Source organism: Actinomadura geliboluensis, assembly GCF_043197915.1.
Lineage (GTDB): Bacteria > Actinomycetota > Actinomycetes > Streptosporangiales > Streptosporangiaceae > Spirillospora > Spirillospora geliboluensis.
Genome location: NZ_JBICUA010000009.1, coordinates 85,558 through 109,591 on the forward strand (window position 1 = coordinate 85,558; position 24,034 = coordinate 109,591).

Genomic DNA, 24,034 nt, shown 5'->3' on the forward strand with positions numbered 1-24,034 from the left:
TCTGTTCTATGACAAGGGGTGATATGTCGAGGTATTCCAGATTTACCGCCGGGGTTGCCGCGCTGGCGGTCGGCGGCGGGCTGCTCGTCGGAGGTCTCGCCGGCCCGGCCGGCGCCGCCGCGCTGCAGTTCCGCATCGAGGTGCCCAAGACCGTCTCCGTGGGGAAGGGCGAGTACGACAAGTCCTGCGCCATGGACGTCTGGGCCTGGGGTGTCGAGGGGTCCGGCGTCGCCTACTCCAAGGCGTACATGATCGAACCCGACGGCACGACGTGGCCCGTCTACAAGCGCGTCCTGCCGGGCCAGCAGGTCGGCTGGGGCGTGGGCTGCCCGTCCACCATCGACGACCTGGGCAAATGGCGGGTCCGGCTCGTCGCCTACAACCGGAGCGGCAAGGCCCTCGGCAGCCGCGAGAAGTACTGGTACGAGAAGTTCGACACGGTCATCCAGAGCTACAACGCCGCGCCCGAGCCGGTCCGGAAGGGCGGCACGCTCACCGTCTCGGGCCGCCTCCGCCGTGTCGGCGACCTGGGGCTCGGGTACACCGCGTACCCGGGCAAGACGATCCGGGTCTACTTCATGGCCAAGGGCACGTCGTCCTGGTCGTACATGGGGTCCACCAAGACCGCCAAGGACGGGCGCTTCCGCAAGGGCTTCACGGCCGAGCGGGACGGCATCTGGCGCGCCTACTTCCCCGGGACGAGCAACTTCGACCGGCAGAAGTCGCGGGACGACTACATCGACGTCCGCTGACACCGTCCGCAGACGCCGTCCGCTGACACTGTCCGCTGACACTGTCCGCTGACACCCGACCGGCGGCGGCCCCGGGCCGCCGCCGGAACCCGGCGGGCGGGGCTTGCTAACCTTGGCAATTTGTCATGTTGCTACTCCGGCGGGGAGAGCCAGGAGATGGTGCCACGGATGGTCCGCGGGTGGGCGCGGTGAGCGCTCCGCTGTACCAGTTGAAGGCGGAGTTCTTCAAGACGCTGGGGCATCCGGCCCGGATCCGGGTGCTGGAGCTGCTGAGCGAGCGCGACCACGCGGTGGCCGAGATGCTGCCGGAGGTCGGCATAGAGCCGGCGCACCTGTCGCAGCAGCTCGCGGTCCTGCGCCGGGCCGGCCTCGTCGTCTCCCGCAAGGAGGGGGCGACGGTCATCTACTCGCTGACCAGCCCGCGGGTGGCGGAACTGCTCGCGGTGGCGCGGGAGATCCTGACCGGGGTGCTGTCCGGGCAGGCGGAGCTGCTGGACGAGATGCGCGCCTCCGGCCCCGGCGGGCGGACGCGCGGGCAAGGCTGACGGGCAAGGCTGACGGGCACGGCTGACGGGCACGGCTGACGGGCGGGGCCGCCCGATCGACGGCTTTCGCATGCTTATGAGTTGCTAAAATCGGCAATTGCGCATGTCACTATCGAGGCCGGGGAGCGGTGTGAGAGACCTGTTCCGCAAGATCCGCACGACCGGGCGCGCCGCCGAGGACGCACCCCCGGCGCCCGCGCCCGCGCTTCCCGAGCGCGCCCGCGACCTCGCCGGGTCGGTCCAGGTCCGGCACGTGGACGCGGGGTCCTGCAACGGCTGCGAGGTGGAGATCGCCTCGGCGTTCGGCCCGGTGCACGACGCCGAGCGCTACGGCGCGCGGCTGGTCGCCTCGCCCCGGCACGCCGACGCGCTCCTCGTGACGGGGCCGGTCACGCGGAACATGGAGGCGGCCCTCCGCCGCACGTACGAGGCCGTCCCCGAGCCGAAGGTCGTCGTAGCGCTGGGCGACTGCGCGCGCAACTGCGGCGTGTTCGCCGGGGCGTACGGGGTCGCGGGCGCCGTCAGCGACGTGGTCCCGGTGGACGTCGAGGTGCCGGGCTGCCCGCCCGCGCCGGAGGCGATCGTCGCGGCGCTGCGCGGGCTGACCGGCCGATGACGTCCACCGCGTTCGCGGCGGCCCTCGCCCTGAACCTCGCCGCGGCGGTGGCGGGGCTCGTCCTGCCGCGCGGGGCCCGGCGGGCGGCGGCCGGGACGCTCACGGCGGCCGGGGGAGCGGCCGCCGCCGCCGCGGGCGCCGCGGCGATGCTGGGCGGGGAGTGGAGCGCCCGGCTGCCCGGCCTGCTGCCGCTCGCGGGCGTGCGGCTGGCGCTGGACCCGCTGGGCGGCCTCTTCCTCGCCGTCACGGGGGCGGTGGCCGTGTGCGCGGCCGTCTACGGCATCGGCTACACCCGGCACGGCGACCTGGGCGGACGCGTCCCGCAGGCGATGCTCCCGGTGTTCGCGGCGGCGATGGCGCTCGTCCCGGCGGCGGCGAGCGTGAGCACGTTCCTGCTGGCGTGGGAGCTGATGGCGCTGGCGTCCCTGCTGCTGGTCGTGGCCGAGCACCGGAGCCGGGACGAGGTCCGCGCGGCGGGGCTCTGGTACGCGGTCATGACGCATCTCGGGCTCGTGGTGATCCTCGCCGGGCTCGCCGGGTTCGCGGCGGCCGCGCACGGCGAGTCGTTCGAGCGGCTCCGCGCGGCGGCGGACGGGCTCCCGCCGGCGGGACGCGCCGCCGTGTTCCTCGCGGTCCTGTTCGGTTTCGCGTCCAAGGCGGGGATCGCCCCGCTGCACGTGTGGCTGCCGCGCGCCCATCCGGAGGCGCCGAGCCACGTGTCGGCGCTGATGAGCGCCGCCATGGTGAACCTCGGCGTGTACGGGATCGTGCGGGTCGGGTTCGACCTGCTGGGCGGCGGTCCGGCCTGGTGGTGGCTGATCGTGCTCGCGGCGGGCGGCCTCTCGGCCCTATACGGCATCCTCCAGGCGGCCGTGGCCGCCGACCTCAAACGGCTCCTGGCCTACTCGACCTGCGAGAACATGGGCCTGGTCCTGGTGGGCGTCGGAGCGTCCGGGCTGTTCGCGGCGTCGGGCGCGCGCACGCTGTCCGCCCTCGCGCTGACCGCCGCGCTGCTGCACATCGTCAACCACGCCGGGTTCAAGACGCTGCTGTTCCTCGCGGCGGGATCGGTCCTGCACGCCACCGGCACCCGCGACCTGGACGCCCTCGGCGGCCTCCGGACCCGGATGCCCGCGACCACGGCGCTCTTCGGCGTCGGCGCGCTGATGGCCTCCGCGCTCCCGCTCGGCAACGGCTTCGTCAGCGAGTGGCTGCTGCTGCAGAGCCTCGTCCACGCCCTGCCGACCGGCGGGACGGTCATCGCGGTCACGATGCCGCTGGCCGTGGCGGCGGTGGCGCTGTCGGCGGGGCTCGCGATCGCCGCGTTCGTGAAGGCGTTCGGGGTCGGGTTCCTCGCGCGGGCCCGCGGCGCGGCGGCCGAGCGGGCCCGCGAGGCGCCCGCGCCGATGCTCGCCGGGATGGCCGCGGCCGCCGGCGCCTGCGTCGTGCTGGCGCTGTCGCCGGGGCTCGTCCTGCCCGCGATCGCGCGGCCGGTGGCCGTCGCCGTGCCGGGCCCGGACGCCGTGTCGGGCCCGGTGACGCTCCGCCTCGCCGGGCTGTCCGGCACCATGTCGCCGCTGCTCATCGCCGTGTTCCTGCTGGTCGCCGCCGTCGGGCTGCTCGCGCTGCTGCGCGCCGCCGCGACCCGCCGGGCGGCCCGCCGCCCGGCCCGGCTGTGGGACTGCGGCGCCGGGCCCATGACCGCGCGGATGGAGTACACCGCGACGTCGTTCGCCGAGCCGCTGCAGCGCGTCTTCGACGACGTGCTCGCCCCCGAGACCGACCTCGACGTCACCCCGCTGAAGGAGTCGGCCTACCTCGTGGACAGCGTGACCTACCGGACGCGGATCGGCGACCGGGTCGAGCACCGGCTGTACCGTCCCGTCCTCGCGGCGGCGGCGCGGACCGGGGAGGCGGCGCGCGGCCTCGCCAACGGCAGCGTGCACCGCTACGTCGGGTACGGCTTCTACGCCGTCACCGGCCTGCTGATCGCCCTGGCGGTGGTCCGGTGAGCGGGATCCTCGGGGCGGTGCTCCAGGTCGTCCTCGTGGCGGCCGGCGCGCCGCTGCTGGTCGGGCTGATGCGGCAGGTCCGCGCGCGGGCGGAGGGACGCGCCGGGGCCGGCGTCCTGCAGCCGTGGCGCGACCTGCGCAAACTCCTCCGCAAGGAGCCGATCACGCCGCACGGCACCGGCCCGCTGTTCCGCATGGCGCCGCTCGTCCTCGCCGGGTCGACGCTCGTCGTCGCCGCCGTGGTCCCGCTCGTCACGACCCGGTCCCCGCTGGACGGGGCCGCCGACCTGTTCGCCGTGACCGCGCTGCTCGCGCTCGGCACGGTCGCGCTCGCGCTCGCCGCCCTCGACACCGGCACCGCGTTCGGCGGCATGGGCGCCAGCCGCGAGATGGTCGTGCTGGCGCTCGTGGAGCCCACCATCCTGCTGTCGACGTTCGCGCTGTCGGTGCGCGCCGGCTCCACCAACCTCGGCGCGATCGTCACCGCGACGCTCGACGACCCGCAGCGCGCCGTGTTCCCCGCGAGCCTGCTCGCCCTCGTCGCGCTCGTGGTCGTCGTCATCGCCGAGGCGGGGCGGATGCCGGTGGACAACCCGTCCACCCACCTCGAACTGACGATGATCCACGAGGCGATGGTGCTGGAGTACGCGGGGCCCGACCTCGCGCTCGTCGAGTGGGCGTCGGCGATGCGGCTGACCGTGCTGCTCGGCCTGCTGTCGAACCTCTTCGTCCCGTGGGGCGTCGCGGGGGACTCCCTCGCGCTGCTGCCGGTCGGCGTCGCCGCCATCGCCGCCAAGGTCGCGGCGGCGGGCGCCGTCCTCGCCGCCGCCGAGGTCTTCATGGCGAAGCTCCGCATGTTCCGGGTGCCGGAGCTGCTCGCCGGCTCGTTCGTGCTGGCCCTGTTCGCCGTCGCCTCGTCCTTCTTCCTGGTGGCGCCGTGAACCACACGACCTATGTCCAGCTCCTCAACGCGTCCTGCGGCGCGTTCCTGCTCGCCGGGGTGCTGGTGCTGTGGCGCCGCGACCTCGCCGCGATCGTGCGGCTGTTCGCGCTGCAGGGCGCGGCGCTCGCGCTGCTCATCGCGGTCCTCGGCGTCCACGAGGGCGACGCCGGCGTGGTCGCGCTGGCCGCGGGCGTCGGGGCGCTGCGGACGCTGCTGCTCCCGTGGCTGCTGCGCCGCGCCCTGGCCGGGGGCGGGACGAGCCGCGAGACGCAGCCGCTGGTCAACGTGGCGGCCTCGCTCACCGTCGCGGCGCTGCTCGGCCTGCTCTGCTACGCCGTCACCCGCCCCATCGTGCGGCTGGACCCGACGCCCGCGACCCACGCCGTGCCGGTCGCGCTGACCGTCGTGCTGATCGGGCTCTTCGTGCTGGTGACGCGGCGCCGCGCCGTGTCCCAGATCGTCGGGTTCCTGCTCATGGACAACGGCATCACCGCGGTCGCGTTCCTCACCGCCTCGGGGGTGCCGCTCGTCGTGGAGCTCGGCGTCTCGCTCGACGTCCTGCTGGCGGTGCTGGTGCTCCAGGTGCTGACCGCGCGGATGCGGGCCGCCTTCGGCGACACCGACCTGGACGACCTGCGGGAGCTGCGCGACTGATGACCCTGCTGCTGATCGCCCCCATCGGGGCGCCGCTGCTGGCCGCCGCGTGCCAGGCCGCCCTCGGGTGGCGGCGCGGGACGTCCTGGCTCGGCGCCGCCGCCGCCGCGGTGGTGCTGGCCTGCGGAATCGCGCTGGCCGCGACCGACCCGCAGACCGGGCCCGGCGGCCTGCTGCGCGCCGACGCGCTCAGCGCGTTCATGCTCATCGTGATCGGCACCGTGGCGCTGCCCGCGATGCTCGCGAGCCCCGCCTACCTGGCCGCCGAGGGGACGTCCCCGCGCGATGCGCGCCGGTACGGCGTCCTCACCCAGGCGTTCGTCGCCGCGATGGCGCTCGCCGTGCTGGCCGCGAGCCTCGGCATGCTGTGGGTCGCGATCGAGGCGACCACGGTGGTGACCGCGTTCCTCGTCGGACACCGCCGCACCCGCAACGCGACCGAGGCCGCCTGGAAGTACGTCGTGATCTGCTCGGCCGGGATCGCGCTGGCCTTCCTCGGCGTCGTGCTGCTGCACTTCGCCGCGCAGCAGGCGCACGTCCCGGCCGCCGGCTCGCTCGGCTGGGCGGATCTCGCCGCCCACGCCGGGCGCCTCGACCCCGACGTCACGCGCATCGCCGTCGCGCTGCTCGTCCTCGGATTCGGCGCCAAGGCCGGGCTCGCGCCGCTGCACGCCTGGCTGCCGGACGCGCACGGCCAGGCGCCGGCGCCGGTGTCCGCGCTCATGTCCGGCGCCCTGCTGTCGGTCGCCTTCTACGCCGTGCTGCGGGTCAAGGTGATCGCGGACGCGGCGCTCGGCGCCGGGTTCGTCCGGACGCTGCTGCTGACCGTCGCGCTGGCGTCCCTCGCGCTCGCCGCCGCCCTGCTGCTCGGGCAGCGCGACTACAAGCGGATGCTCGCCTACTCCAGCATCGAGCACATGGGCCTGATCGCGCTCGGCGCCGCGATCGGGACCCGGCTCGCCATGGCCGCCGTCCTGCTGCACGTCCTCGGGCACGGGCTCGCCAAGACGGTCGCGTTCCTCGCCGCCGGGCACCTCCAGCAGGCCGCCGGGACCAGCCGGATCGGCGCCGCGCGCGGCGTCGCCGCCCGCGCCCCGCTGGCCGCCGCCGCGTTCGGCGCCGCCGTGCTCGCGCTGCTCGGCTTCCCGCCGTTCAGCCTGTTCGCCAGCGAACTCGCCGTCTTCCGCGCCGGGTTCGCCGCCGGCCTCGGCTGGGCCGTCGCCGCCGCGCTCGCGCTGCTGCTCGCCGCCACCGCCGCCATCGCCGCCGGGACGGCCCGGATGCTGCTCGGCGGCCCGCGCACCGGGCCCGGCGCCGCGACACCGCCGTCCCGCCCGCCGCTCGGCGCGGCCGCCGCCCTGCTGCTCGGCCTGCCCGTCTGCGCCGCGGTCGGGATCGGCCTCGGCCCCCTGCACGGGCTCCTCCTCGACGCCGCCGCCGTCCTCGGAGCGCACTGATGACCACGACCGCCGACGACATCGACCCCGCCCGGCTGCCCGAGCGCGCCGCCGCGCTGCTGAGCGGCGGGCACCGCCTCGCCCTGGCCGCCGCCCACGAGGACCCGGACGGCCTCCGCGCCGTCTACCTGTTCACCGCGCCCGGCCCGGACCGGCGCACCGAACTGCACGTCCGCCTCGACCGGGACGACCCGGCCGTGCCGAGCCTCGCCGGGCTCAGCTTCCCCGCCGGACGGTTCGAACGGGAGATGCACGACCTGTACGGGATCGTCCCGACCGGCCATCCGCTGCCGCGCCGGCTCGTCCGGCACCACCACTGGCCGCGCGGGTGGTACCCGATGCGCGCCGACGCCGGGCCGCCGCCCCCGTTCGGCGACCCCGCGGGCCCCTACCCGTTCGTCCGGGTCGACGGGCCCGGCGTGTACGAGATCCCGGTCGGTCCGGTGCACGCCGGGATGATCGAGCCGGGCCACTTCCGGTTCTCCGTCGTCGGCGAGAGCATCCTGAAGCTGAAGGCGCGGCTCTGGTTCGTCCACAAGGGGCTGGAGGAGCTGTTCCAGGGGCGCCCGCCGGGCGACGCGCTGCAACTGGCCGAACGCGTCAGCGGCGACACCACCGTCGGGCACGCCCTCGCCTTCTGCCTCGCCGTCGAGGACGCCGCCGGCTGCGTCGTATCGCCCGGCGCGCAGCGCAGGCGGGCCCTCCTGCTCGAACTCGAACGCCTCTACAACCACGTGACCGACCTCGGCGCGCTCTGCAACGACGTCGGCCACTCGATCCTGAACGCCCAGTTCGGACGCATCCGCGAGCAGCTGCTCAGGCTCAACGCCGACGTGACCGGCCACCGGCTGCTGCGCGGCGGGGTGCTGCTCGGCGGCGCCGTCCTGCGCGCCGTGCCCGACCCCGCCGCGCTCCAGGCCATCGGCGCCGACGTCGCCGAACTCGCCGGCCTCGCGCTCGGGCACACCGTCGTCGCCGACCGCTTCACCGGCACCGCGCCGCTGTCCGCCGCTGCCGCGCGCGACCTCGGCGCCCTCGGCCCGGTCGCCCGCGCGAGCGGCGTGGACGCCGACGCCCGCCGCGACCACCCCTTCACCGACCTGCGCCCGGCGCTGACCGTCCCCACCGCCGGGACCGGCGACGTGCTCGCCCGGTTCCAGATCCGGGTGCGCGAGATCGCCGCGTCGATCGAGATCGTCCGCGACCTCGCCTACGCGATGAACCCCGGCCTGGTCTCCGCCTGGCCGCCGACCGGCCGCCCCCGGCGCGCGTCCGGCGTCGGGATCGTGGAGGGCTGGCGCGGCGCCATCGTCCACCGCGTCGAACTCGCCCCGGACGGGACGCTGGCCCGCGTGAAGATCGTGGACCCGTCGTTCCTCAACTGGCCGGCCCTGCCGGTGGCGCTCAACGGCACGATCGTCCCCGACTTCCCGCTGGTCAACAAGAGCTTCAACCTGTCCTACGCCGGCAACGACCTCTGACCGCGCCGGCCGCGCGCGGCAGGCTCAGTGGTGCCAGGGGAGGCGGACGGGCTCGGCCGGGACGACGCCGGAGAGCAGGTCGGTGAGCAGCTCCGCGAGCCCGAACGGGTAGACCGGGTCCCGCGCGCCGGCCAGCTCGCCGAGCGTCCACCAGCGGTGGGCGCCGACGTGCTCGCGTTCGATCGGGGTGAACCCCGTGGTGTCGATGTCGTAGGCGGCCGTGCGGTACAGGAAGAAGTCGTCCCGGAACAGGCCCTTGGCCCAGCCGAGGTCGGCGTGGCCGGAGGTCACGGCGACCTGCGGGCCGAGGTCGCCGGGGGAGACGGCCAGGCCGGTCTCCTCGCGCAGCTCGCGGGCCGCCGCGGCGCGCAGGGTCTCGCCCGGCTCGATGCCGCCGCCCGGAGTGATCCAGCAGTACCCCGAGGCGGGGTCGCCGCCGGTCAGCGGCCAGCGGAACAGCAGGACGCGGTCGGCGTCGTCCACGAGCAGCACCCGCGCGGTGCGCCGCCGGTAGTTCTCGCCGGGCGCCGGGTCGCCGGCGGTGCGGCCGCCGGGCGGCGCACTCGTCATGTGGCGACTTCGGCGCTCAGCTTGGCGAGCTGCGCGTCGTAGATGCTCCGCAGCCCCTTGGGGGCGAAGGTGCGCTCGAAGAACCCGCCGATGCCGCCCGCGCCGTCCCAGGTGGTCGTGACCTGGACGCGCGCGCCGCCGTCCGCCGGGGAGACCGTCCAGGTGGTGACCATGGACGAGTTGGCGTCCCGCTCGACCAGCCGGTTCTCATCGGGGGTGCTGACGGTGAACAGGCAGTCGCGCACCCGCTTGCTGGTGGCCGCGAGCTTCCAGTGCACGACCGTGCCCGCGCCCTGGCCGCCCTCCCGCACCTCGTACTCGCTGAAGTGCTCGGTCAGCATCCGGGACCGCACGCCCGTGTAGTCGCCGAGCGCGTCGAGCACCCGCGCCGGGCTCGCCTGCAAGGTCGTCTCCGCGGTGACCACGACTTTTCCCATGCGGCCCATCCTCCCACCGCGCCGGACCCCCGGTGCCGCGCCCCCGGACGTGTCGGCACCTTTACCAGGCATTTTTCCTGGAGCAGCCCATGGAGTTACCGAAGATCGAAAATCGGGCGGATCGGGCCCCTAGAATCATGCGATCGCTACCCGCCAGGGGAGGTCCGTCATGAGCGGTGAGCATCATCCGGAGTGGGTGATCGACCCCGAGACCCCCAGCGTCGCCCGCATGTACGACTACTACCTCGGCGGCAAGGACAACTTCGCCGCCGACCGCGCCGCCGCCGACCAGGTGGTCGCGGCCATGCCGAACGTCCTGGAGTTCACCCGCGCCAACCGCGCGCTGCTGTCGCGGGCCGTCACGATGATGGCCGCGCGCGGCGTCCGGCAGTTCCTCGACATCGGCTCCGGGCTCCCGACGCAGGAGAACGTGCACGAGGTCGCGCAGCGCGCCGCTCCCGGCTCCCGCGTCATCTACGTCGACAACGACCCCATCGTCCTCGCGCACGCGCGGGCGCTGCTGGCCGACAACCCGCTGACCACCGTCGTGCAGGCCGACCTGCGCGAGCCGGAGACGATCCTGGGCCATCCCGAGGTCAAGGCGCGGATCGACTTCACGCAGCCGGTCGGGCTGTTATTACTGGCCATCCTGCACTTCATCCCGGACGAGGAGCGCCCCGCCGAGATCGTGGCGAGGCTGCGCGCCCCCTTGGCGCCGGGCAGCTATCTGGCCATCTCCCACGGCCACCGGGGCGAGGTCACGCAGGACGTCGAGGACCAGGTGCGCTCCGCCTACGGCCGGACCGGCGCCGGCGACATCATCCCGCGCGGGGCCGCCGAGGTGACGGCGTTCTTCGCGGGCACCGAGCTGGTCGGGCCCGGCCTGGTCCAGGTCGCCGACTGGCGGGCGGACGCCGAACCGTTCCGGTCCGACATGTCCCGGCCGGGCTTCCTCGCCGCCGTGGGACGGGTGGTGTGATGCTGCCCCTCGGTTTCCTGTTCAGCCGGGCGTTCAGCGAGGACCCGTACGCCGCCTACGCGGAACTGCGGGCCTCCGGGCCGGTCCACCCGATCGACTTCCCCGAGGGGGCCACCGCGTTCCTGGTGGTCGACCACGAGCACGGCCGCGCGGCCCTGGCCGATCCGCGCCTGTCCAAGGACGTCGCGCACAGCGCCGTACCGGTGAACGGCGAGCAGTTCTTCGGCGGCACCATGCTCGCCATGGACCCGCCCGACCACACCCGGCTGCGCGGGCTGATGGCCAAGGCGTTCACGTCCCGGCGGGTGGAGCGGCTGCGGCCCCGCGTCCAGGAGATCACCGACGGGCTGCTGGACGGCATCGCGGCGCGCGGCGCGGCGGACCTGATCGAGGACCTCGCCGTCCCGCTGCCGGTGCAGGTCATCTGCGAGCTGCTCGGCGTGCCCGCGTCCGACCGGGCCCGGTTCCGCGAGTGGACGGCCGTGCTGACCGTCCCGGCGCTGACCTCCGACGCCCGCGCCCACCGCCGCGAGGTCGCCCGCGCGTTCAACGGCTACCTGACCGAGGTCATCGCCGAGCGGCGCGCCCGTCCGGAGGACGACCTCGTCAGCGCGCTCATCAACGCCCGCGATGGGGACGCCGCGCTGACCGAGCCGGAGTTGCTGGCCGGTATCGCGCTGCTGCTCATCGCGGGGCACGAGACCACGGTCAACCTCATCGGCAACGGCGTGCTCGCGCTGCTCCGGGAGCCCGACCAGATGGCGCTGCTCCGGGCCGAGCCCGAGCTGCTGCCGGCGGCCGTCGAGGAGCTGCTGCGCTACGACGGCCCGGTGGAGCGGGCCAGCCAGCGCATCGCCCTGGAGGACATGGAGATCGCGGGCACGTTCGTCCCGAAGGGCGCCTGGGTGCACGTCTCGCTCGGCGCGGCCGACCGCGACCCCGCCGTGTTCGACGACCCCGACCGGCTGGACGTGACGCGCGCCCCGAAGCGGCACGTCGCCTTCGGCCACGGGCTCCACTTCTGCCTCGGCGCACCGCTGGCCCGGCTGGAGGGGCAGATCGCGATCGGCGGCCTGCTGGACCGCTTCCCCGGCCTGGCCCTCGCCGTCCCGCCCGCCGACCTGCGGCACCACCGCACCGGCTCCATCGTCCGAGGGCTGGTCGCCCTTCCCGTCCGCGTCTGACGGCTCCGCGTCCGATCCGTCACCACCAGCCGAAGGCGAGCCAGGTGAGGAGCGGCGCGACCGGGATCGAGACGAGCCCGTAGACGAGGAGCTGGCGGAACAGGCGGGGCCGTGCCGAGGGTTCGGCGGCGCCGAGGATCAGGCCGCCGGTGATGCCGAGCGGGTTGATGTCGACCAGCACCGAGGCCAGCGCGAGGGCGAGCACGCCGCCGACCGGGGACACGCCGTCGGCCACCAGCGGGGGCAGCAGCGGCATCGTCGTGATGAACACCGCGATCGAGCTGGCGGCGAACGAGGTCACCCCGGCGATGTAGCACAGCACCAGCAGGCTGAGCAGCGGCGACCCGTCCACCCTGAGCAGGTCGCTGATCTGCTTGAACGCGCCGAGGTGCTGCATCAGGCCGACGTAGGTCAGCAGGCCGCCGATCAGCAGGACGACGTTCCACGGGATCCGCGACACGATCTCGCCGGACGGCAGCCGGAGCGCCAGTTGCAGCACCAGCGCCGCGGTCAGGCCGAGGTAGCCCACGTTCATGTCGAAGCCGACCGAGAGCGCGACGACCGCGAGCAGGCAGAGGACCGTGAGGGCGCGGGCCCCGGTTCCCCCGCGCACGTCCGCCGGTGCCGGCGCGGCGGGGCCGTCCGCGGTGAGGGCCTGGGGCGGGGCGGTGATCCGGCCGGGCGGCACGGCGCCCGTGCGGGTGCCGACGACCAGCAGGGCCGCGCAGACGACCAGCCCGGTGACCAGGCCGCCGAGCAGGAACGTCAGCGGTGCCGAGCCGGGCAGCGCGATGCCCTGCTTCTCGCTCAGCTCCCGCGCCGTGACGCCGTAGACGGCGAGCGGCGACAGCAGCCCGCCGATGATGCCGGTGATGCCGAGGACGGCGGCGATCAGCGGCGAGATCCGGTACCGGGCGGCGAAGCCCAGCGCGATCGGGGACACGATCGCGGTCGCGGCGGCGGGCAGGGTGCCGACCGCGGTGAGCACGGCGCCGATGACGAACGGGACCAGCACGATGAGCACGAGCCGCCCGCGGACGAGGCGCAGCAGCAGGTCGAGCAGCCAGTCCAGGGTGCCGTTGAGGTGGGCGACGGCGAACAGGGCGGTGACCCCGACGATCAGCACGAAGAAGTCGGCGGGGAAGAAGCCGGTCACCTCGTCGGTGGCGACGTCGGCGGCGAGGCCGAGCAGGAACGCGGCGGCGAGCGCGCCGAGCCCGAGGTCGAACGCGGGGAGAAGGGTCGCCGCGAACAGGGCGACCAGCACGATGATGGACAGGGTCGCCATTCAGACCACTCCTCGGTGGCGCAGGTCGGCGATCTCCGGGTCCCCGAGCCCGGCGAGGTCGCGCAGTACTTCGGCCGTGTGCTCGCCGAGGGCCGGCGCGGCGCCGCCGATGACGGCGCCGAAGCCGGAGAAGCGGCCGGCCGGCGCCTGCATGAGGCGGCGGCGGCCGGTCCGCTCGTCCAGCACCTCCACCACCGACCCGCGGGCGCGGATGTGCGGGTCGGCGCAGATGTCGGCCGCCGAGTTCACCGGGCCCGCCGCGACCCCGGCGTCCCGCAGCAGCGCCATGAGCGGGTCGAGGTCGCGGGCGGCGACGAACGCGGCGACCCGCGCCTCGATCTCCTCGCGGTGCTCCAGCCGGGCGGTCATGGAGTCGTGGACGGCGAGGTCGGGGGCGTCCATGACCGCGACGAGCCGGCGCCACATCTGCTCGGTGGAGGCGGGCAGTGCCAGCCAGCGGCCGTCGCGGGTCCGGTAGAGGCTGTTCGGGCTGATGTGCGGGTTCCGGTTGCCCTGCCGCCCGCGGGCCTCGCCGGTGGCGCCGTACTCGACGATGAAGTCCTCCATCATCCGCAGCAGCGGCTCGTAGAGGGGGATGTCGGCGAGCTGCGCCTCGCCGGTGCGGTCGCGCTGCCGCAGGGCGAGCATGGCCGCGAACGCGGCGTAGATGCCGGTGACGCCGTCGGCCACGGGGTAGCCGGCGAAGACCGGCGGCCGGTCCGGGTCGCCGGTCCGGTGGGTGAGGCCCGCGAACGCCTCCGCGACGCGGGCGAAGCCGGGCCGGTCGGCGTAGGGGCCGGTGCGGCCGAACGCGCTCACGTGCACCATCACGAGGTCGGGCCGGTACGCCCGCAGGTCGTCGAAGTCGATGCGGAAGCGGCGCAGCGCCGCCGGGCGGAAGTTGGTCACCACGATGTCGGCGGCGGCGGCCAGCCGCCCGACGAGGTCCGCCGCCTCGGGGCGGTGCAGGTCGATCGTGACGCTCCGCTTGGCGCGGGCCAGCATCGCCCAGGCGGCCGACTCGCCGTCCTCCAGCGGCGGGTAGCGGCGCGCCGGGTCGCCCTCGGCGGGATGCTCGATCTTGATCACCTCGGCGCCGAACTCGCCGAGCAGCGAGGACGCCAGGGGGCCGGCCAGGATCGTCGACACGTCCAGGACGCGCACTCCGCTCAGCGGACCGTCAGGCACCGGGGATTCCTTTCACTGGAGGACGTTCGGGCAGATCGGAGAACCGACCTACGCACAATGCACCGGCGGTGACCTGCCGGGGAAGACGCGTTCTCCGTTCACGGGTGAAAGGTTCTGCTTCTATAGTCGGCCGATGCGTGTCGAACGGGCGCGGTACTTCCTGGCCGCCGTCGAGACCGGGTCGCTGCGCGCGGCCGCCGCCCGCTGCGGCGTCAGCCAGCCCGCGATCGGGCAGCAGATCGGGCTGCTGGAGGAGGAGCTCGACGTCGTCCTGCTCACCCGCGGCCGGCACGGCGTGCGGCCGACACCGGCCGGCCAGGCGCTGATCGAGCCGCTCGGCCGGCTCGTCGCCGCCGAGGACGCGGTGCGCGCGTCGGCGATGGAGGCGAGCGGCGCCTACCGGGGCCGGGTCCAGATCGGGGCCGTCTCGGTGGCCGCGGAGACGATCATCGCCCCGGTGGTGGGGCGGCTGCGGGAGCGGCATCCGGGGCTGCGGTTCGGCGTGCGCGAGGGCGCCTCGGGCGCCATCGAGGACGCCGTGCTCGACGGCGAGCTGGACTTCGGGGTCGTCACCATGCCGGAGGGCCCGGCGGCGCCGGGGCTGAGCAGGACGCCGCTCGCCTCCGCCCCGCTCGGGATCTTCGTCCGCACCGACCATCCGCTCGCCGGGCGCGGGGAGGTCCACTGGCGCGACCTCGGGACCTGGCCGGTCGTCACCATGCGGGCGGGCACGGTGATGTGGGAGACGCTGCACCGGCACGTTCCCGAACCCGACGTCGTCGTCCAGGCCATGTCGGCGCGCACCGTCAAGGTGATGGTGGCGCGGGGGGCCGGGCTCGGCGTCCTCGCCCGCTTCCCCACCTCGGCCGACATCGCCGGCCTGGTCTGGCTGCCGCTGCGCGACGCGCCGCCCGTTCAGCTGTGCCTGACCCAGCGGCGGGACGGGCGGCCCTCGCCGTCCGCGCTCATCGTCCGGCGGCTCATCCGCGCGGAGGCGGACGGGCTCGCCGGACGGGAGCCGGCGGCGCGCGGGGTCAGCTGATCGCGCAGGTGTCGACCACGTTCCCGGACTCCTGCCGGGGGACGGTCGTGCTCGGCGGGGGCGCCTGGCCGCCGCGCGGGGCGGTCCAGCGTTCGAGGGCGTCGAACGCCGTCCGCATGCAGGGCAGCAGCGGGCGCATCCGGTCCGGGAACATGTCGTATTCGAGGTCGAGGTGGGAGGCGCCCTCGATCCGGTAGTAGCGGTGCAGCGCGCCCCTGCCCCGCTCCCGGACCTTGCGGTCGTAGGCGTCGCCGTGTACCTTGATCGGGAGGAGCGTGTCCAGGGTCCCCTGCACCGTGATCAGCGGCTTGCCGATGCGGCCCGTCATCCCGAGCCGCTCCACCGTCCTGTGGACGCTCCTGGGACGCGCGTGGTAGCGGTAGTCGGTGTCGCAGTTCGGCGTGCCGCTCTCGCAGTAGGGGACGCCCGCCTCCAGGTCGCCGTCGTAGGACGGGTCGACCTCCTCGCGGTAGATGCGCTGCGTGTTGTCCCAGAGGACGCTGTAGTTGAAGTCCCAGAGGAACTCCGAGCCCGGCGCGAAGCCCGCCTCGAGCATCGCGGCATGCGCCGCCGGGTCGCCGGTCGCCGCGTACTTCGGGTAGTTGCGCAGCGCCACCGGCAGGTAGACCAGCGCGTTGTCGCCGCCGTCCCGGGGCCAGTACGTGCCCTCGGAGTCGAGGCCGCCGTCGTACAGCTCGGGGTGGTCCTCCAGGGCCTTGCGCACGAGCTGGCCGCCGTTGGAGATGCCGGCCGCGTACGTCCTGCGCAGCGGCTTGCCGTAGTGGCGGGTCACCGTCGTCCTGGCCGCGACGGTGAGCTGCGTCATCCGGCGGTACCACTCGGCGATGGCGTCGCCGGGGCGGCGGCCGTCCTTGAAGAACGTCGCGCCGTTGTTGCCCTTGTCGGTGGAGGCGAACGCGTACCCCTTCGCCAGCACCCAGTCGGAGATGGTGAAGTCGTTGGCGTACTGGAGCCGCGTCCCCGGCGCCCCGGAGACCACCAGCCCGCCGTTCCACCGCTCCGGGAGCCGGATCACGAACTGGGAGTCGTGGTTCCAGCCGTGGGTGGTGTTGAACGAGGAGTCGTCCCGGAAGTAGCCGTCGATCTGGACGCCCGGCACGCCGCTCGGGTTCTTCGTGGCGGCCGCGTGCAGGCCCGTCCACTGGGCGGGGACGGTGTGGCCGGAGGCGACCGTGCCCGCGGTCGTCAGGTCGTCCAGGCAGGCGGCGACCTGCCGTTCCGCACCGGGGACGCGGACTCGGTCCAGGCCGGCGCAGCGGGCGCCGGCCTGCGCGGACGGGACGGCCATCGCGACCAGGGGAACGGCCAGCAGCGGCCCCAGCAGGGCCGATACGACGGAGGGTCTGCGGACGACGGGCATGTGCGGCCTCCGGGGGACGACGGGACGGGGCTCGCCGGTCGGCCCCGTGCGAGAAGCCATGCTGAGCGACCGGCGGACGGCGGGGCCACGTTCCCGGGCACACTCTTCGCCCGCGTCCTGTGGTGCCTCGGGCCTGCCGATGTGCGCGGCCTCATAGCGGAGCGCCCGAATATGTGCTCGATCACCTGGTTCGCCGGCCCGGCCGCCGCCTAGCGTTCACGGTCACGGCGGCCCGGATGTGGCGCGGGTCACGCCTTGACGCGTGAGGAGGGCGCATGGGCGATCCCGTCTCGCAGGCCCCGGTGCTGAAGGCGCGGGGCCTGGTCCGGGAGTTCCGTGGTTTCCGTGCCGTGGACGGTGTGGACCTGGATGTGGGGGAGGGGTCCGTGCACGCGCTGGTGGGGCCGAACGGTGCCGGCAAGACGACGTTGTTCAACCTGCTGACCGGGTTCTTGAAGCCGACCGCGGGCAGCGTCCGGTTGGGGCGGCATGAGCTGGCGGGGCGGAGTCCGGAGGCGATCACCCGGTTGGGCGTGGCGCGCTCGTTCCAGATCACCAGCCTGTTCGCCGAGCTGACCCCGCGCCGGCACATGGAGCTGGCGCTGGCCGCCGGCACCGGGCTCGGCTGGCGGTTCTGGCGCTCCGACCGGGCGCTCGACCGCTTCGCCGGGCGCGCAGGGGAACTCCTCGCCCAGGTCGGGCTGGAGGAGCAGGCGGACGTCGCGGCGGGCGCGCTGTCGTACGGCCGCAAGCGCGCCCTGGAACTGGCGCTCGCTTTGGCTCTCGACCCCAAGGTGCTGCTGCTGGACGAGCCGACCGCCGGCATGGGTGTGGAGGACGTGGAACGCACCATCGCCCTCGTCCGCAAGATCCGGGCGGGGCGGACGGTGGTTCTGGTCGAGCACAACATGAGCGTGGTCGCGAGCCTGGCCGACCGGGTGACGGTGCTTCAGCACGGCCAGGTCCTGGTCGAAGGGCCGTATGCCGAGATCCGCCACGACCCGCGTGTGGTCACTGCCTACCTCGGAGACTCCCATGCTGCGCGTTGACGGACTGTCGGCCTGGTACGGCGAGGCCCGGGCCCTGCGCGACGTTTCGCTGCACGTCGACAAGGGCGAGATCGTGACGCTCGTCGGCCGTAACGGCGCCGGCAAGACCACGCTTCTGCGCTGCCTGATGGGACTACACGGCTCCCAAGGCAGAACCACGGGCACGATCACGCTGAGCGGTGAGGACATGCGCGGCCTGAGCTCTCATAAGCGCGCGCGCCGCGGCCTTGGTTACGTCCCGGACGACCGCGGCATCTTCGCCACCCTCTCGGTGGAGGAGAACCTCACGTTGCCGCCGCGTATGGGCGAGGGAGCCTGGCCGCTGGAGCAGGTGTACGAGACCTTCCCGCGGTTGAAGGAGCGGCGGCGGTTCCCCGGGACGAAGCTGTCGGGCGGTGAGCAGCAGATGCTCGCGCTGGCGCGGGTGCTGCGGACGGGCGCGCGGCTGCTGCTGTGCGACGAGCCCACCGAGGGCCTGTCGCCGCTGATCGTCCAGCAGATCGGCGCCATCCTGCGCGAGGTCAAGGCCGCCGGGGTGACCGTCCTGCTGATCGAGCAGAACGTGCACTTCGCCGCCACCGTCGCCGACCGCCACCACCTGCTCGCCGAGGGCCGGATCGTCGAGTCGCTCGACAGCGGCCAGGTCCGCGAGCGCGAGCACGAACTGCTCGACTACCTCGGGATCTGACGTGCCCCCGAGGCCGACTCGCCGAACCGTTGGGAACAGAGGAGACGCCTGAATGAGGATCATGGGCTGGAGCCGCGGCCTGGCCGCGACCGGGCTGCTGCTGGCGGGGTGCGCGGGCGGACCGGGCGGGAGCGGAGGGAAGATCAGCGACGGCAAGGTGGTGCTGGCCGTCCTGAACGACGCGTCGGGGATCTACGCCGACACCTCCGGCCGCGCCACCGTCGAGGCGGTCAGGATGGCCGTCGCCGACTACCGGGCGAAGTACGGCGGCAAGGCGGTGGCCGGGAAGATCGAGGTCGAGGCCGCCGACCACCAGAACAAGCCGGAGATCGCCAACTCCAAGGCGCAGGAGCTCTACGACCGCAAGAAGGCCGACCTCATCGTGGACGTCCCGACCTCGTCCGCGGCCTTCGCCGTCGCCACCATCGCGAAGAACAAGAAGAAGGTGTTCATCGACGTCGGCGCAGCCAGCACCGAGCTGGAGGGAAAGCAGTGCAACAAGTACACCTTCCACTACGGCTACAACAGCTACATGCTCGCGAACGGGACGGGCTCGGAGGTCACCAAGGACGGCCTCAAGAACTGGTACATGGTCTACCCCGACTATGCGTTCGGGCAGGACATGCAGAAGACGTTCGGCACGGCCATCAAGGGCGCCGGCGGGACGGTGGTCAAGAGCGACCCGACGCCGTTCCCGAACGACAACTTCTCCACGTTCCTGCTGAAGGCGCCGAACCTCGACCCCAAGCCGCAGGTGCTCGGATCCATGCACGCGGGCGGTGACCTGGTCAACCTGGTGAAGCAGTACAACGAGTACAAGCTGCGCGACAAGGGCGTCCGCCTAGCGGTCGGGCTGCTGTCCCTCAGCGACATCCACTCGCTCGGCCCGGACGCGCTGGCCGGGGTCCAGCACACCGACATGTGGTACTGGAACCTCGACGAGAGGTCCCGCGCCTGGGCCGACAGGTTCCAGGCCAAGACCGGTAAGCGGCCCACGTCCAACATGGGCGCCAACTACTCGGCCGCCCTGCAGTACCTGGAGGCGGTGCAGCGCGCCGGTACCGACAGGCCGGACGAGGTGGTCGCGCAGCTGGAGGGCGCCGAGATCGACGACATGTTCGCCCGCAACGCCACCATCCGCGCCGCCGACCACCTGCTGCTGCACGACGCGTACCTGTCGCAGGTGAAGCCGGCGAGCGAGGTCAAGGAGCCCTGGGACTACGAGAAGGTCCTCAAGACGGTCCCGGCGGCGGAGGCGTTCCAGCCGCAGCCGGACCCGGCCTGCGAACTCTGAGGCGGGGCCGACGTGCTGCAACAGGCGTTCAACGGCCTGGTGGGCGGGGCGTTCTACGCCCTGCTCGCCCTCGGCCTCGCCGTCATCTTCGGAATGCTCGGCGTCGTCAACCTCGCCCACGGCGCGTTCTACATGCTGGGCGCGTTCGGCGCGTTCATCGCGCTCGACTCGCTCGGCCTGAACTTCTGGCTGGCGCTCGTGCTGGTGCCACTGGCGCTGGGCGCGGCGGGGATCGTCCTGGAACGGGCGTTCATCCGGCGGCTGACCCTGCTGGATCCGCTCTACAACTTCCTGTTCACCTTCGGTCTGGCGCTCATCTTGCAAGACCTGGTGAAACGGCAGTACGGGGTCAACTCCCAGCCGTACCCCAGGCCGTCCCAACTCGGCGGCACGGTGAACTTGGGATTGTTCAGCTACCCGGCCTATCAGGTGTTCGTGCTGGCGGTGTCCGTGCTGGTGTGCGGTGGAGTGTGGGTGGTGCTGACCCGTACTCGGGTGGGGATGATCGTGCGGGCGGCGACCGAGAAGCCGGAGCTGTCGCGGGCGCTGGGCATCGACGTGGGCCGCTGGGTCACGCCGGTGTTCGGGTTCGGGATCGCGCTGGCGGCGTTCGCCGGGGTGCTGGCCGCGCCGATGCGGGCGGTCAACCCGCTGATGGGCTCCGACCTCATCATCACCGTGTTCGCCGTGGTCGTGATCGGCGGGCTGGGGTCGGTGTTCGGGTCGGTCGCGGCCGGGTTCGCCGTCGGGCTGGTGTCGGCGCTGGGCAACTACTACGTCCCGTCGCTGTCGCAGACCCTGGTGTTCATCCTGATGGCGGCCGTGCTGCTGTGGCGGCCCGCCGGCCTGTTCGGACGCGAGGAGGCATTGTGATCCTCTCCAGGCTCGCCGGACGGCCCGTCCTGCTCGCCGCCGGGCTGCTGGCCGCGCTCGCCCTGCCCTGGTTCGTCTATCCGCCGGTCGCGCTCGACATCGCCTGCTGGGCGCTGTTCGCCGCCGCCGTCGACCTCCTGCTCGGCTTCACCGGCCTGCTGTCGTTCGGGCACGCCGCCTTCTGGGGCGGATCCGCGTACGCCACCGGCCTGATCGCCCTGCACTCCGGGCTGCCGTTCCCCGTCGCGATCATCGGCGGTGCGATGTTCGCGGCGCTGCTGGCCGTCCCGATCGGTTTCCTGTCGGTGCGGCTGACCGGGATCTACTTCGCGATGGTCACGCTCGCCTTCGCGCAGATGGTCTACTTCATCGCCAACCAGTGGCGGGACGCGACAGGCGGCGAGAACGGCCTGCAAGGCATCCCGAGAGAGCTGTTCGGCCTCGACCTGTCCGATCCGTTCTTCTTCTACTACGCGGGCCTGCCGTTCGTCCTGGCCGGAATGTTCGCCGCGTGGCGGATCGTCCGGTCGCCGTTCGGGCGGGTGCTGGTGTCCATCCGCGACAACCCGAACAGGGCCCGCGCCCTCGGCTACAGCATCGACCGCTACAAGCTGCTGGCCTTCGTCCTGTCCGCCGGGCTCTCCGGGCTGGCCGGGGGCGTGTTCGCCATCGGCCACGGGTTCGCGTCCCTCGAAGGGGTGTACTGGACGACGTCCGGGCAGGCCGTGATGATGGTCGTCCTCGGCGGCATCGGCACCCTGTGGGGCGGCGCCATCGGCGCCGCACTCGTCGTCCAGCTCCAGGACTACCTGGCCACCGCCGGATTCCAGGAGACCGGGATCGTCACCGGCCTGATCTTCATCGTGATCGTGCTGCTGTTCCGCCGGGGCATCTGGGGGACGGCCCGGCACCTGCGGGCGGTCCGTCAGCGGGCGACCATCCGCAGGGCCAGGCCGGCGTAGAACTCGCCGAGCCGCTCCGGGGTGTCGGGGCCGTCGAGCCGGTACCAGCGGACGAGGTCGATGCTGAGCGACAGCATCGCGCGCGTGACCCGCTTGACGTCGACCTGCGCGAACGACCCGTCGGCGACGCCGCGCGCGACGGCGTCGCGGAAGAACGCGTTGGTCCGGTGGCGCAGCTCCAGCACCTCGTCGTAGTGCTCGGCGGTGAGGCCGGTGAGCTCGAACTGGCAGACGCGGGCGGCGACGTGGTGGCGGGCGTGCCAGGCCGTATACGCGGAGACGACGGCGCGGAGCCGGTCCGCCGCGCCGTCGGCTCCGCTGACCGACGGCTCGTGGACGTGGGCCAGCACCCGCTCGTGGCCCGCCCTGATGATCTCGTAGAGGACCAGTTCCTTCGACGGGAAGTGGACGTACAGCGCGGCCGGGCTGAGGCCGACGCCCTCGGCGATGTCGCGGGTGGTCGTGGCGTGGTAGCCGTTCGCGGCGAAGCAGCGCACCGCCGCGGTCAGCAGGCCGCGCGGCACCGCGCCGAGGTCCGCCCGCCACAGCTCGGGCGAGCGGTCGCGCAGCCGGGGGTCGTCCGCCAGGTCCCGGGCGGTGAACCGGGCCTGCCGTCTGGCCATCGCGTCCCCTCGCCTCCTCCCGGCGCGGCCGGGCGCTTGACAGCGGCATCCTACTCGGTGACTATGCGCTTACTCATTTCCCTGAGCATCAGCATGCGGAAGCGAGGGGTCGTGGCAGGGCGCAGTTTTCTCCGGCTTCTCGTGGACGGCGCACCGCTGCCCCGGTACGACGACGTCCTGCGCCGCGCGGTGGCGGACGCGGCCTCGCCCGCGGAGATCGACCATCTGCAGGCCGAGCACACGCTCGCGCTCCGGCTGCGCGACACGCTGGAGAAGCAGCACGCCCGCCAGGAGCAGCAGCGCGCGCTGGTCGAGTGCGCGACGGAGCTGGCGGAGGACCGCGGCGACCCCGACGCGATCCTCACCCTGATCGTGAGCCGGGCACGGCGGCTGCTCGGCTGCGATATGGCCTACCTGAGCCTGAACGACGACGCGGACCGGTCGACGCGGATGCGGGTGATGGTCGGCGCGACGTCCTCGGCGTGGAAGGACGTCCGGATCCCGTTCGGAGTCGGGGTCGGCGGCCGGGTCGCCGCCACCGGAACGCCGTTCTCGACGTCCGACTACTTCAGCGACGAGCGGCTGGCGCACGATCCCGCCGTGGACGCCTCGGTCCGCGCGGAGCGGCAGGTGTCGATCGTCGGGGTGCCGCTGCGCGCGGGCGCCGTCCTCGGCGTGCTCTTCGCGTCCAACCGCAGCCCCGGGCCGTTCCCGCACGACGCGATCGCGCTGCTCGGCTCGTACGCCGTCCTCGCCGCGACCGCGATCGAGCAGGCGCGGTCGAGGCACGGCAAGGACCAGGAGCTGGCGGCGCTGCGGCTCGCGAACGCGGCGCTGCGCCGGCGGACGGTCGCGGAGGAGCGGGCGTTCGCGGCGCACGACCGCACCATGGACATCGTGCTGCGCGGCGGCGGCGTGCAGGAGGTCGTGACCGCGGCGGGCGACCAGCTCGGCGGCGTGCTCGCGGTGTTCGACGAGTTCGAGCAGCCCGTCGCCTGGACGCCGGGCGCGTCCGACGACGCGCTGAAGGAGATGTCGGCCGCGGCGGGCGGCGGCCTCGGCGGGCCGGGCGGCGGCGTCCACGACGGGACGTACTGGGCGACGGGCCTGGAGGCGGGCACCGAGCGGCTCGGCGCGCTGGTGTGGGCCCCGCCGGACGCGTCCGCCGGGATCGGCGACCTGGACGAGCGGCTGCTCGGCCGCGCGGCCGTCGTCGCGTCCCTGCTCCTGCTGTTCGGCCGCAACCTCGCCGCCGCGGAGGCCAGGGTGCGCGGCGAGCTGCTCGACGACCTGCTCACGCCGAACCCCCGCACGTACTCCTCACTGGCCGAGCGCGCGCTGCGGATCGGCTACCAGCCGCAGAAGCGGCACGCCGTGGCCGTCGCGCACATCCGGGCGGAGAACCGGCGGAGCCTCGCCTCCGCGGCGTCGGACCTCGCCGCCGCCCGCGACGGACTGAGCACCGTGCGGGACGGGCGGGCCGTGCTGGTCGTCCCGTCCGACGACCCGTCGCTGACGGGCCGCCGGATCTCGCGTTCGCTGGCGGCGCGGCTGGGGTCGCCGGTCACGGTCGGCGCCGCCGGCCCGGTGGACGACCCGGCCGACCTGCCCGCCGCCTACGCCGAGGCGCTGGCCTGCGCGCACGCCCTGCTCCGGCTCGACCGCGCGGGCACCGCCGCCACGGCCGGCGACCTCGGCTACGCGGGCCTGCTGCTCGGCGACGGCGCGTCCGCGACCGGGTTCGTGGAGCGGACGCTCGGCCCGGTCATCCAGCACGACGAGCAGCGCGGGGCGATGCTGATGGAGACCCTCGGCACCTACTTCGCCACCGGGCAGAGCCTCGTCGCCAGCGCGAAGCGGCTCCACATCCACCCGAACACCGTCACGCAGCGCCTCGACCGGGTCAAACGCCTGCTGGGCGTCGACTGGAACAGCCCGGACCACACCCTCGAAGTGCAGCTCGCGCTGCGGCTGCACCGGCTCGGCCGCGCCCTCGACGCCTGACCCGCCCCCTCG

The 24,034-nt window shown here is 73.8% G+C and carries 23 protein-coding genes; 17 read left to right on the forward strand and 6 right to left on the reverse strand.

All coding sequences use genetic code 11. From position 1 onward, the window contains the following. Positions 1 to 23 precede the first annotated feature (23 nt). The 8 genes from ACGFI1_RS27550 to ACGFI1_RS27585 all read left to right on the forward strand — a co-directional run bounded on the left by ACGFI1_RS27550 (position 24) and on the right by ACGFI1_RS27585 (position 8,460). Positions 24 to 752, forward strand: coding sequence for a hypothetical protein (locus ACGFI1_RS27550; protein WP_392789214.1), 729 nt, complete (start codon positions 24 to 26; stop codon positions 750 to 752). 188 nt (positions 753 to 940) lie between these two features. Beyond that, complete coding sequence (locus ACGFI1_RS27555) at positions 941 to 1,297, forward strand: ArsR/SmtB family transcription factor (protein ID WP_392789217.1); 357 nt, start codon at positions 941 to 943, stop codon at positions 1,295 to 1,297. A 130-nt stretch (positions 1,298 to 1,427) separates the two neighbouring features. Then, positions 1,428 to 1,913: an NADH-quinone oxidoreductase subunit B family protein gene (locus ACGFI1_RS27560; protein ID WP_392789220.1), complete on the forward strand. Its 486-nt coding sequence runs from the start codon at positions 1,428 to 1,430 to the stop codon at positions 1,911 to 1,913. Then, entirely contained in the window at positions 1,910 to 3,925 is a 2,016-nt protein-coding gene (locus tag ACGFI1_RS27565; protein ID WP_392789222.1) for a proton-conducting transporter transmembrane domain-containing protein, read from the forward strand. Before ACGFI1_RS27560 ends, ACGFI1_RS27565 begins: the two co-directional genes overlap by 4 nt. Continuing rightward, a complete protein-coding gene (locus tag ACGFI1_RS27570) occupies positions 3,922 to 4,866 on the forward strand; it encodes a respiratory chain complex I subunit 1 family protein (protein WP_386874047.1) in 945 nt (314 codons plus the stop codon). The genes ACGFI1_RS27565 and ACGFI1_RS27570 overlap by 4 nt, the downstream gene beginning before the upstream one ends. Next, entirely contained in the window at positions 4,863 to 5,522 is a 660-nt protein-coding gene (locus tag ACGFI1_RS27575; RefSeq protein WP_387075631.1) for a hypothetical protein, read from the forward strand. The genes ACGFI1_RS27570 and ACGFI1_RS27575 overlap by 4 nt, the downstream gene beginning before the upstream one ends. Continuing rightward, on the forward strand, positions 5,522 to 6,979 hold the full coding sequence (locus ACGFI1_RS27580; protein ID WP_387075628.1) for a proton-conducting transporter transmembrane domain-containing protein: 1,458 nt from the start codon (positions 5,522 to 5,524) through the stop codon (positions 6,977 to 6,979). The genes ACGFI1_RS27575 and ACGFI1_RS27580 overlap by 1 nt, the downstream gene beginning before the upstream one ends. Beyond that, entirely contained in the window at positions 6,979 to 8,460 is a 1,482-nt protein-coding gene (locus ACGFI1_RS27585) for a hydrogenase large subunit (RefSeq protein ID WP_392789225.1), read from the forward strand. Before ACGFI1_RS27580 ends, ACGFI1_RS27585 begins: the two co-directional genes overlap by 1 nt. A gap of 24 nt (positions 8,461 to 8,484) precedes the next feature. Here ACGFI1_RS27585 and ACGFI1_RS27590 read toward each other — a convergent pair whose 3' ends face one another. Both ACGFI1_RS27590 and ACGFI1_RS27595 read right to left on the reverse strand, forming a co-directional pair. After that, positions 8,485 to 9,030, reverse strand: a complete 546-nt coding sequence (locus ACGFI1_RS27590; protein WP_301176007.1) for an NUDIX hydrolase — start codon at positions 9,028 to 9,030, stop codon at positions 8,485 to 8,487. Further along, positions 9,027 to 9,467 (reverse strand): SRPBCC family protein, encoded by a 441-nt coding sequence (locus ACGFI1_RS27595; RefSeq protein WP_387075625.1) that lies wholly within the window; start codon positions 9,465 to 9,467, stop codon positions 9,027 to 9,029. Before ACGFI1_RS27595 ends, ACGFI1_RS27590 begins: the two co-directional genes overlap by 4 nt. 169 nt (positions 9,468 to 9,636) lie before the next feature. On the opposite strand from ACGFI1_RS27595, the gene ACGFI1_RS27600 reads away from it, so the two are divergent. Next, positions 9,637 to 10,446, forward strand: coding sequence for an SAM-dependent methyltransferase (locus tag ACGFI1_RS27600; protein ID WP_364554245.1), 810 nt, complete (start codon positions 9,637 to 9,639; stop codon positions 10,444 to 10,446). Next, on the forward strand, positions 10,446 to 11,630 hold the full coding sequence (locus ACGFI1_RS27605; protein ID WP_392789228.1) for a cytochrome P450 family protein: 1,185 nt from the start codon (positions 10,446 to 10,448) through the stop codon (positions 11,628 to 11,630). Before ACGFI1_RS27600 ends, ACGFI1_RS27605 begins: the two co-directional genes overlap by 1 nt. A 19-nt stretch (positions 11,631 to 11,649) precedes the next feature. Here the strand turns inward: ACGFI1_RS27605 and ACGFI1_RS27610 are convergent, their stop codons facing one another. Next, positions 11,650 to 12,918: an SLC13 family permease gene (locus ACGFI1_RS27610; protein ID WP_392789231.1), complete on the reverse strand. Its 1,269-nt coding sequence runs from the start codon at positions 12,916 to 12,918 to the stop codon at positions 11,650 to 11,652. Beyond that, positions 12,919 to 14,106 carry a CaiB/BaiF CoA transferase family protein gene (locus tag ACGFI1_RS27615; RefSeq protein WP_392789233.1) on the reverse strand — a complete coding sequence of 396 codons (1,188 nt, stop codon included), beginning with the start codon at positions 14,104 to 14,106 and terminating at the stop codon, positions 12,919 to 12,921. 133 nt (positions 14,107 to 14,239) lie between these two features. Between ACGFI1_RS27615 and ACGFI1_RS27620 the strand changes: the two genes are divergently transcribed. Further along, positions 14,240 to 15,148: a LysR family transcriptional regulator gene (locus tag ACGFI1_RS27620; protein ID WP_392789235.1), complete on the forward strand. Its 909-nt coding sequence runs from the start codon at positions 14,240 to 14,242 to the stop codon at positions 15,146 to 15,148. Here the strand turns inward: ACGFI1_RS27620 and ACGFI1_RS27625 are convergent. Further along, entirely contained in the window at positions 15,141 to 16,529 is a 1,389-nt protein-coding gene (locus ACGFI1_RS27625) for a tannase/feruloyl esterase family alpha/beta hydrolase (RefSeq protein WP_392789237.1), read from the reverse strand. The two genes, ACGFI1_RS27620 and ACGFI1_RS27625, sit on opposite strands and share 8 nt — an antisense overlap. 275 nt (positions 16,530 to 16,804) lie before the next feature. On the opposite strand from ACGFI1_RS27625, the gene ACGFI1_RS27630 reads away from it, so the two are divergent. Genes ACGFI1_RS27630 through ACGFI1_RS27650 form a run of 5 tightly spaced genes read left to right on the forward strand, consistent with a single transcriptional unit; the run spans position 16,805 to position 21,395 of the window. Next, positions 16,805 to 17,578, forward strand: coding sequence for an ABC transporter ATP-binding protein (locus ACGFI1_RS27630; protein ID WP_392789239.1), 774 nt, complete (start codon positions 16,805 to 16,807; stop codon positions 17,576 to 17,578). After that, positions 17,565 to 18,266, forward strand: a complete 702-nt coding sequence (locus tag ACGFI1_RS27635; RefSeq protein WP_392789242.1) for an ABC transporter ATP-binding protein — start codon at positions 17,565 to 17,567, stop codon at positions 18,264 to 18,266. Before ACGFI1_RS27630 ends, ACGFI1_RS27635 begins: the two co-directional genes overlap by 14 nt. Positions 18,267 to 18,318: 52 nt before the next feature. Further along, a complete protein-coding gene (locus ACGFI1_RS27640) occupies positions 18,319 to 19,560 on the forward strand; it encodes an ABC transporter substrate-binding protein (RefSeq protein ID WP_364554259.1) in 1,242 nt (413 codons plus the stop codon). Positions 19,561 to 19,572: 12 nt separating this feature from the next. After that, complete coding sequence (locus ACGFI1_RS27645) at positions 19,573 to 20,433, forward strand: branched-chain amino acid ABC transporter permease (RefSeq protein ID WP_392789245.1); 861 nt, start codon at positions 19,573 to 19,575, stop codon at positions 20,431 to 20,433. After that, positions 20,430 to 21,395 (forward strand): branched-chain amino acid ABC transporter permease, encoded by a 966-nt coding sequence (locus tag ACGFI1_RS27650; protein ID WP_392789247.1) that lies wholly within the window; start codon positions 20,430 to 20,432, stop codon positions 21,393 to 21,395. Before ACGFI1_RS27645 ends, ACGFI1_RS27650 begins: the two co-directional genes overlap by 4 nt. Here the strand turns inward: ACGFI1_RS27650 and ACGFI1_RS27655 are convergent. Continuing rightward, positions 21,359 to 22,018, reverse strand: a complete 660-nt coding sequence (locus ACGFI1_RS27655) for a TetR/AcrR family transcriptional regulator (protein ID WP_364554497.1) — start codon at positions 22,016 to 22,018, stop codon at positions 21,359 to 21,361. The genes ACGFI1_RS27650 and ACGFI1_RS27655 overlap by 37 nt on opposite strands. A gap of 141 nt (positions 22,019 to 22,159) precedes the next feature. On the opposite strand from ACGFI1_RS27655, the gene ACGFI1_RS27660 reads away from it, so the two are divergent. After that, entirely contained in the window at positions 22,160 to 24,022 is a 1,863-nt protein-coding gene (locus ACGFI1_RS27660; protein ID WP_392789250.1) for a helix-turn-helix domain-containing protein, read from the forward strand. The last annotated feature ends 12 nt before the right edge of the window (positions 24,023 to 24,034 follow it).